Annotated in this window: 1 pseudogene; it reads right to left on the bottom strand. The window is 70.0% G+C overall.

The annotated features are described in order from the left end of the window. Positions 1-298, bottom strand: a pseudogene (locus AC1DYG_RS20565) (hypothetical protein); the annotation flags it as partial. Positions 299-383: the final 85 nt, after the last annotated feature.

The following is a 383-nucleotide window of genomic DNA, read 5'->3' as shown; positions in this document are numbered from 1 at the left end:
CGCGGGCCTGTGCTTCGTCGCCGAACTCGCGGACCTCGACCGGCGTCCCCGCGGCGTCGCCGACGGACACGAGGACCGGGGTCAACGACTGGTCACCGACCAGCCCGACGGTGGTGCGGCTGGGCTCGCTGGTGCCGGAGAACAGCGCATACGCGGCGATGCCGCCGACGATCGCGATCAGGATGATCAGGTTGCTGATCAGGAAGCTCTTCTTGCGGACCTGGGTGAGGAACTCGCGGCGGGCGACCAGGCCGACGGCGCGGGCCGGGCTCAGCGCGGGTGATGTCGGGGTGCTCATGCGGCGACAACCTCTCGGAACAGTTCGGTCAGGGAGGGACGTTGCAACGAGAACTCGTGTACCGGGCCGGTGCTCAGGGCGGCGG

The organism is Pedococcus sp. P1_H8 (genome assembly GCF_056405175.1).
The sequence above is the reverse complement of the archived record's forward strand: the minus strand, read 5'-3'. Positions and strand labels throughout refer to the sequence as shown.